The organism is Neisseria iguanae, assembly GCF_003013245.1.
Classification (GTDB): Bacteria; Pseudomonadota; Gammaproteobacteria; order Burkholderiales; family Neisseriaceae; genus Neisseria; species Neisseria iguanae.
In genome coordinates this window covers 1-6,022 of record NZ_PXYY01000119.1, presented here as the reverse complement: position 1 = coordinate 6,022, position 6,022 = coordinate 1, and the positions used below count along the sequence as shown (strand labels likewise).

The following is a 6,022-nucleotide window of genomic DNA, read 5'->3' as shown; positions in this document are numbered from 1 at the left end:
TTAACTCCGGTTAAAAATTTGTGAATAATCAGTTTTGTACTATCTTTTAAAAATCCGTAATGTGCTTGGCACTTTTTGCTGTTTATGAGTAAAACCATTAAAGAAGAAGGAATATACAGCTTCCGGCTCGGTATCTGTTGCGCTTCAACTTTGCCGGACATAACCTATCATGCAATAGATGTGCCATTTTTGGCTGTTTCAGAATTTTTGAAATTATTTTTTATATCTTATTGTTTTAATGATTAAATTATTTAATTTCTCATTTTCAGACGGCGCAACCGATACCGATTTGAGAAAATTTAAAAATTTTATAATGACATTTTTTGTCAGTTTTCGTTAATACTTGTCATATCAGGCTCGGACACTTTTTGTCACGTGACATTTTTTGTCAGCTTTGTAATTATTCCCAATAGTATTGAAACAAACCGGATAAAAGCTTCCGTGCGGGGAAAATGCTTTGCCGTTATCTAACGTGATGGTTTGAATAACGCTTTTGAACAGTGTCAGAGCCTGATCCGGCACTCGGGCAACACTTGTGCTTTGAAGTTGGCGATTTTGCCGGATAACGACGAATTTGGTTTTCTTCTCGACTGCAACCGGCAGTCTGCTTTTTGGGCCTCTGCCGATGATGGTGTCTTTATTGAAACCGCCGATGCGTGCTTTTCTTTCGACAACGGGCAGGCATTCTTCGATGCCGGTTCGAACCGGTACTTTCTTTTTTCGTCCATGCGCCGCTGCCGTATTTTCTCTGCCGGGGTAATGAAAGGCCGTCTAAAAACGACGATGCGTTTTCAGACGGCCTTTCATGATTAAACCAGTTGTTCGCCCCAATGCAGTTTTTGGCGTAGGGTTTTAAAATATTGGTAACCTGTGGTGTGCAGCACACGTAGCGGGTTGTGGTAGCGGCGGATAATCAGGCGGTCGAGGTTTTGGATGTCGTGGAATGATTGTCCGTCAAAATGGACACGGGCATCCCCGCTTTTGGTGACTAAAATTTCGATTTCGCTGGTGTCGGCTACGGCAATCGGGCGGTTGGTCATGGATTGCGGGCAAATCGGTACCAATGTAAAAGCGCGCAGATCAGCCTGCAAAATCGGCCCTCCGGCGGCTAATGAATAAGCAGTCGAGCCGGTCGGAGTGGAAACGATGAGGCCGTCTGAACGCTGGGTGTACACAAATTCTTGGTTGATGAAGACTTCAAATTCAATCATTTGACCTGCCGCGCCGCGCGATACCACAGCATCGTTTAAGGCCAGTGAACGTTGGATGATTTCGCCGTCGCGCACCAAATCGATTTCCAGCAAAATACGCTCTTCCGGCAGATATTTGCCTTCTAAAACCGGCAACAAATCTTCCACCATCTGTTCGCGCGGGATTTGGGTGAGAAAACCGAGATGGCCTTGGTTGACGCCAATCATCGGAATGCTTCGTCCGGCCACTTCACGGGCAGCGGAAAGGAAAGTACCGTCACCGCCCAATACAATCACCAAATCGCAATATTTTCCCAAATCGGCTTTGCAGCAGGTGGTGCAAAGCGGAATGTCGTCGGCGAGGATGCTGTGTTCGACGATGGTGGCTTCATCCAAATAAATGGCAAAACCCGAGCGGCAGAGAAACTCAACCAAGATATGCACGGTTGCTTGGATTTCGGGGGTGTTCGGGCGGGTGACAATGCCGATGTTTTTGAATGGACTGTTCATGGCGGTTGGATAAGGGTAAGAGGCCGTCTGAAATCAGAGCCAGATATCGCGTTCGAGGCGGTCGAGACGGGCGTGTAGGCGGGCAACGTCGTCGCGCAATTGGTCAACCTCTTCCATCCATGCGGTCAGAGTGGTTTGGTCAATCACCGCCGATTCGGGTTCGCGTGAAAATTCACTGATTTGCTCGGCAATGCTTTTGCCGATTTGCCTGACGGTGTGACTGATGACGGCGGCGCGGGTAGCAATGCTGCCGGTGGCGGCATCGCCGAAAATGCGGCTCAAATCATCGTTGGCATAATAGCGCAGACCGCCGAAAATCGGTAAAAGCGACATGCCCAAAATCAAATCGCCGTCGATGGCGATGTCACCAACACCAGGTTGCCCGCCTTGCAGAATTTTTTGAATCGCGCTGTTGTGAAAGGTGATTTCGGTATCAGGCGCATCGGTGGCGGCTTCTAAAAAGCCTTTCTCGCTGATGCGGCCGCGGAGACGGAAACCGGCAATCTGAACGCTCAGGGTTTTACCTGAAAATCCGGCCAAATCATATTGATGCTCGGGATTCTGCCGAATCAGGTGGTTGATGACGGGAAGGAGGGCGGACATGTTTTTCTCTGAGGTCGTCTGAAAATAATACAAACTTTGATTTTACAGACTTAAGCCGTGTACGCAAACGGTATTTACAATTTTCCCGCTGCTTCGGTCGTCGGAATTGAAATCCGGTGCGGGCAAACCGAGCTTGACAGCTTCAGCGGCGTAGAACACGGCTCGGCTCGGATGATGAGGTTCGACCACGTTTTTAATGCGTTTCCCGTTGGGATTCAAGGCCGTCTGAAACAGCGTGGCAACAGCCAAATCTTGATGTACCACATTCACCGGCCGGTTGCCGCCGTTAATATTGTGTTTCGACACCAAACGCGTGACCGGATGGCGTTCGGCAGAATACAGCCCGCCCAAGCGCAAAATATCGGTATGGGGAATGCGGCTGTTTAAAAACAGCGATTCCGCAGCGGCAATCTGTTTGGCATTGTCGGTGTACGGTTGCAGCGTACTGGTTTCGTCGCATTCGCGGACTTCATCGCCGTAAACGCTGGTGCTGCCGGTGAAAATGATGTGCCGCACACCAAACGATTCGGCCAGTTGCAGCCATTTTTGCAGTGTAGTGACATAATCATTGAACGCGGAAGGCGGCAACAGGCAGAACCATGTCGGCTTGCCGGCCCAATGCTGCCACAGGGCCATTTGAAAAATATCCGGCCGGTTCAAATCAACGGCATCAAGCCGAATCGGCAGATTAATGTCGTCGGAAGTCAGGTGGCGTTTGACGGCAGCCACACCGCAGCCATTTTCATACAGTTTTTGCGCCAAAGGGCGGCCGAGATAACCAAGGCCGAGAATGGCGCAATCAGGAAGCGTTTCGTGCATGTTCGGAAGCCCTTTTATTTTTGCCAGCCCGGCTGCACCCATTTGGGCGCATCCGTAAATTCATATGCCGCCATTTTTACCAACAATGCGGCTGGGTTATCATCCATACACAGCAAATTCATGTTGGCTTGCGGCATAAAGCCTTGTGCGGCGGTTTGTTGCATCAGGTTCAGCAAGGGATCAAAAAAGCCTTCGACATTCAATAGGCCGATAGGTTTGGCATGCAGACGAAGTTGCGCATAGGATAGGACTTCAAACAATTCTTCATAAGTGCCGATGCCGCCGGGCATGGCGATAAAGGCATCGGCGCGTGCAATCATTTTGGTTTTGCGCTCGGTCATGTCAGGCGTTTCCACTAATTCGGTCAAGCCTTGGTGGGCGACTTCTTTTTCACGCAGAAAAGTCGGAATCACGCCGATGACTTCACCTCCGTGTGCCAAAACGGCATCGGCCACCGTCCCCATCAGGCCGATTTTGCCGCCGCCGTAAACCAAACGGCTGCCGCGTCCGGCAATGGTCTTGCCCATTTCTTGGGCGGCTTGATAAAAAGCAGGCGATTCGCCTAAATTCGAACCGCAATATACAACGATATTTTTCATGTGATTTATTTTCTTTGCAAAAGCTAAGATGTTGGAAAAGGCGGGTTTGTTGCCCTTTTATTATGCGGAACGGCTTTTTTTGTTGGAACGGTTGTCTTTAAGATGTCCGGGTATTCTCAAGAGCTGTGCGGCTTTGCCTTACTTTCGGCCTTCTTGGCAATGCGCGGGAATCCCCAAACAGGTTTTCAGGCAAAACAAAAAATGTCAACAACGCTGGAATTTCCAACAGCTGAGCCGTCTGAAAAAATAGATGATTTTTCAGACGGCCCGGATAAAAATAAAGCGGATTATACCGGCGGACGGCTGATTTTTTTGTCGAATTCAGCCATGTGGTCCGGCAAAAGGTAAGGGCGTAACAGGCTTAGCGAGCGCTGTACGCCGCGGGCTTTAGAGTCTTCAGTCAATTTGGTACGGCCGTGCATAGAGCCGTCGAAATCAAACCAGTATTTGGTCATAATCCACATGTTGGCCGCCAAATCGTCAATGGCGGTTTTGTCGGCGCGGATAATGCCGTGGTCGTTGAGTTCGTTCAATAATTTCACCAAAAGCGGCGACACTTTAGCGTGGGTGAAGTTATTGTGTTCACCCAATAATTCGGCGCTGCGTGCCAACAGGGTGTTTACGTCGCTAAACAGGAAACGGTATTCCCACATTACATTATAAATGCCAGTCATGTAGGTAATTGCACCGTCGACGTCTTTAGGCAGTTCCGCTTCCTGCAGGTATTGCAGCAAGGCTTCGCTGTAACGCTTGAAAAGCTGAATGATGATTTCGTCTTTATTGCGGAAATGGTAATACAGATTGCCGGGGCTGATGCCCAAATGTGCCGCGATGTGATTGGTGCTGATGTTGCGCTCGCCTTCTTCGTTAAACAAAACAAGACTGGCGTTGATAATGCGGGTGTAAGTATTGATTTTGGGTTCTCGTACCACGTAATTATTCCTTAATGGTATGGATTACAAACTGTATGAAACCGGCAGCCAGTTAGGTTCGGCATGCAATATTACTTGAAACTTTTCATCAACCGCGTGGCAAATATGTTTTGCCAACCGGTAAACATCTTGGGCTTGAGCGTTGTTTTTATTCACCAACACCAAAGCCTGTTTGTCATGTACGGCCGCACCACCGATTTGGAAACCTTTCAGACGGCATTGGTCAATCAGCCAGCCTGCTGCCAGCTTTACCGTGCCGTCGTCTTGCAGGTATTGCGGCATATTAGTGTGTTTGCTTGATAATAATGCAGCTTGCTCGGCACTGACAATCGGATTTTTAAAGAAACTGCCGACATTGCCGAGAATTTTCGGGTCAGGCAGTTTACTGTTGCGGATTGCACACACGGCATCCGAAACATCTTTTGCTGTGGCTTTACGGCCTTGACAGATGGTGTCGACCGCAGCAGCCAAACCACCGTATTTCAAATTTGGCGTGAATTGTTCCTTTAAGGCGAAAACCACCGACACAATCACATAACGACCTTTTCCTTCTTGTTTGAAATAGCTCTCGCGATAGGCAAAGCGGCAGTCGGCATTGCCCAATTCGATAAAGCTTTCGGTGTCCAAATCAAAGCAGCGCACGCTGTGGATGACGTTTTTTACTTCCAAACCGTATGCGCCGATATTCTGCACCGGCGAAGCACCCACCGTACCCGGAATCAGGCTCAAGTTTTCCAAGCCGCTCAAGCCTGAATCAAGCGTGTGCGACACAAATTCATGCCAGATTTCACCGGCTTGCGCTTCTATATAGACAAGGCCGTCCGAGCGGCCGATTTCACGCACGCCTTTATTAGCCATGTGCACCACCAAGCCGGGATAGTCCTTCATCAGTAAAATATTGCTGCCACCGCCGAGCCACAATACGCTGTCGCGGTTGAATTCAGGCAGTTGGATAATCTCGCGCACATCGCCGGCCTGCTCCAATACGGCGAATGCACGGGTAGTGGCTTTGAGGCCGAAGGTGTTGTAAGGGGTCAGGTCGGTTTGGTAACTGAGTTTCATGATAAAGCCTGATGAAAGGGGTTCAGATGGTCTGATTTTGAAGACCGTCTGAAAAATAGGGGCTGTATTTAGATCAGCCTTAAATACCACACCAAAACCGCAAGATTTTAAGCTGCCCTTTTGGTGCGCCAAAGTTAAAACGAAATTCACATTCCTTCAGGAATAAAGGGAAAGGTTTCCGTTCTATTTCCGTAGAATTCGCTTTGCCTGATTCCGGAAATTTTCAATACCATCAATGTGGTTTTGACGGCCTGCAAAAAGCCCTGAACGATTGATTCGGTTAAGTAAACCCACTGACAGCCAACAC

At 48.8% G+C, this 6,022-nt stretch carries 7 protein-coding genes and 1 pseudogene; 1 reads left to right on the top strand and 7 read right to left on the bottom strand.

Annotated features, from left to right (window positions below):
• Positions 1–480: 480 nt before the first annotated feature.
• Positions 481–813: a hypothetical protein gene (locus C7N83_RS12635; protein WP_146135162.1), complete on the top strand. Its 333-nt coding sequence runs from the start codon at positions 481–483 to the stop codon at positions 811–813.
• On the opposite strand, the gene C7N83_RS12630 is transcribed toward C7N83_RS12635, so the two are convergent.
• From C7N83_RS12630 to C7N83_RS16335, 7 genes and pseudogenes are all read right to left on the bottom strand, one after another.
• Positions 810–1,700, bottom strand: coding sequence for an NAD(+)/NADH kinase (locus C7N83_RS12630; RefSeq protein WP_106743066.1), 891 nt, complete (start codon positions 1,698–1,700; stop codon positions 810–812). The genes C7N83_RS12635 and C7N83_RS12630 overlap by 4 nt on opposite strands.
• A 33-nt stretch (positions 1,701–1,733) precedes the next feature.
• On the bottom strand, positions 1,734–2,303 hold the full coding sequence (locus C7N83_RS12625) for a ubiquinone biosynthesis accessory factor UbiJ (protein ID WP_106743065.1): 570 nt from the start codon (positions 2,301–2,303) through the stop codon (positions 1,734–1,736).
• A 42-nt stretch (positions 2,304–2,345) separates the two neighbouring features.
• Positions 2,346–3,122 carry an SDR family oxidoreductase gene (locus C7N83_RS12620; protein ID WP_106743071.1) on the bottom strand — a complete coding sequence of 259 codons (777 nt, stop codon included), beginning with the start codon at positions 3,120–3,122 and terminating at the stop codon, positions 2,346–2,348.
• A 14-nt stretch (positions 3,123–3,136) separates the two neighbouring features.
• The gene (locus C7N83_RS12615; RefSeq protein WP_106743063.1) at positions 3,137–3,721 is read right to left on the bottom strand and encodes an LOG family protein; all 585 of its coding nucleotides are present in this window, start codon (positions 3,719–3,721) and stop codon (positions 3,137–3,139) included.
• 287 nt (positions 3,722–4,008) lie between these two features.
• Complete coding sequence (locus C7N83_RS12605; RefSeq protein WP_106743060.1) at positions 4,009–4,653, bottom strand: TetR/AcrR family transcriptional regulator; 645 nt, start codon at positions 4,651–4,653, stop codon at positions 4,009–4,011.
• Between the two features lie 24 nt (positions 4,654–4,677).
• Positions 4,678–5,715, bottom strand: coding sequence for a UDP-N-acetylmuramate dehydrogenase (gene murB, locus C7N83_RS12600; RefSeq protein ID WP_425437524.1), 1,038 nt, complete (start codon positions 5,713–5,715; stop codon positions 4,678–4,680).
• Between the two features lie 79 nt (positions 5,716–5,794).
• Positions 5,795–6,022 (bottom strand): annotated as a pseudogene (locus tag C7N83_RS16335) (IS1595 family transposase); the annotation flags it as partial.

Excerpts from the sequence above, each read along its gene's own strand:
- murB (WP_425437524.1), bottom strand. The coding sequence starts at position 5,715 with ATGAAACTCAGTTACCAAACCGACCTGACCCCTTACAACACCTTCGGC.
- C7N83_RS12630 (WP_106743066.1), bottom strand. The coding sequence starts at position 1,700 with ATGAACAGTCCATTCAAAAACATCGGCATTGTCACCCGCCCGAACACC.
- C7N83_RS12615 (WP_106743063.1), bottom strand. The coding sequence starts at position 3,721 with ATGAAAAATATCGTTGTATATTGCGGTTCGAATTTAGGCGAATCGCCT.
- C7N83_RS12625 (WP_106743065.1), bottom strand. The coding sequence starts at position 2,303 with ATGTCCGCCCTCCTTCCCGTCATCAACCACCTGATTCGGCAGAATCCC.
- C7N83_RS12620 (WP_106743071.1), bottom strand. The coding sequence starts at position 3,122 with ATGCACGAAACGCTTCCTGATTGCGCCATTCTCGGCCTTGGTTATCTC.